We start from the raw sequence: 1812 nt of genomic DNA, 5'->3' as shown, positions 1-1812 counted from the left end.
CGTGTGTGTTGTTTGAGAATTGCACAGTGGACGCGAGCATCTTTGTTGTAAGTAATGAAGAGCGTACGGTGGATGCCTTGGCACCAGGAGCCGATGAAGGACGTAGGAGGCTGCGATAAGCCTCGGGGAGCTGTCAACCGAGCTGTGATCCGAGGGTGTCCGAATGGGGAAACCCAGCACGAGTGATGTCGTGTTACCTGCATCTGAATATATAGGGTGTGTGGAGGGAACGTGGGGAAGTGAAACATCTCAGTACCCACAGGAAGAGAAAACAATTGTGATTCCGTGAGTAGTGGCGAGCGAAAGCGGAGGAGGCCAAACTTTGTGCGTGTGATACCCGGCAGGGGTTGCGTATGGAGGGTTGTGGGGTTTGCATGTGATGGTTCTGCCGGACTGTCCGACAGTGAGAAATCATGGTGTTAGTCGAAGTGGTCTGGAACGGCCTGTCGTAGAGGGTGAGAGTCCCGTAGACGAAAACATTGTGACTGTCGAGTGTGGATGCCCAAGTAGCAGCGGGCCCGTGAAATCTGCTGTGAATCTGTCGGGACCACCCGATAAGCCTGAATACTCCCTGGTGACCGATAGCGGACTAGTACCGTGAGGGAAAGGTGAAAAGTACCCCGGGAGGGGAGTGAAATAGTACCTGAAACCGTGCGCTTACAATCCGTCAGAGCTGGTGCACAGTTTACTGTGGCTGGTGATGGCGTGCCTTTTGAAGAATGAGCCTGCGAGTTAGTGGCATGTCGCGAGGTTAACCCGTGTGGGGTAGCCGTAGCGAAAGCGAGTCCGAATAGGGCGTATCACCTTCGTGGTGTGTAGTGGCGTGTTCTAGACCCGAAGCGGAGTGATCTACCCATGGCCAGGTTGAAGCGACGGTAAGACGTCGTGGAGGACCGAACCCACTTAGGTTGAAAACTGAGGGGATGAGTTGTGGGTAGGGGTGAAAGGCCAATCAAACTCCGTGATAGCTGGTTCTCCCCGAAATGCATTTAGGTGCAGCGTCACGTGTTTCTCATCGGAGGTAGAGCTACTGGATGGTCTAGGGGGCTTACCGGCTTACCGAAATCAGCCAAACTCCGAATGCCGGTGAGTGAGAGCGTGGCAGTGAGACTGCGGGCGATAAGGTTCGTAGTCGAGAGGGAAACAGCCCAGATCGCCAGCTAAGGTCCCTAAGCGTGTACTAAGTGGAAAAGGATGTGGGGTCGCGAAGACAACCAGGAGGTTGGCTTAGAAGCAGCCACCCTTGAAAGAGTGCGTAATAGCTCACTGGTCAAGTGATCCTGCGCCGACAATGTAGCGGGGCTCAAGTACACCACCGAAGCTGCGGCACTCACACAATAGCCCGCCTTTCTCTTGCGAGGGATCGGCCAGGTGTGTGGGTGGGTAGGGGAGCGTCGTGCAGCCGTGGAAGCATCGGGGTGACCTAGGTGTGGAGGCTGTGCGAGTGAGAATGCAGGCATGAGTAGCGAAAGACGAGTGAGAAACTCGTCCGCCGAATGACCAAGGGTTCCTGGGCCAGGTTAATCCGCCCAGGGTGAGTCGGGACCTAAGACGAGGCCGACAGGCGTAGCCGATGGACAACGGGTTGATATTCCCGTACCCGTGTGAACGCGCCCCTGGTGAATCAGTGATACTAACCGCCCTGAATCCCGGTGATTGATCTCTTTCGAGAGTGATGCGCTGGGTGGATGCGTGGGACCTGATCTGGTAGTAGCCAAGCGATGGGGTGACGCAGGAAGGTAGCTGAGCCAGTCAGTGGTAATACTGGTGTAAGCCTGTAGGGCGAGACATAGGCAAATCCGTGTCTCATTC

The 1812-nt window shown here is 55.4% G+C and carries 1 rRNA gene (cut by a window edge); it reads left to right on the top strand.

Going from position 1 to position 1812, the window contains the following annotated elements:
• Positions 1 to 45 precede the first annotated feature (45 nt).
• Positions 46 to 1812, top strand: a 23S ribosomal RNA gene (locus tag ACFULT_RS27110) (it continues 1492 nt past the right edge of the window).

The organism is Rhodococcus sp. NPDC057297 (genome assembly GCF_042667435.1).
Classification (GTDB): Bacteria; Actinomycetota; Actinomycetes; order Mycobacteriales; family Mycobacteriaceae; genus Rhodococcoides.
Note: the sequence above shows the minus strand (reverse complement) of the source record. Positions and strands in the feature narration are given on the sequence as shown.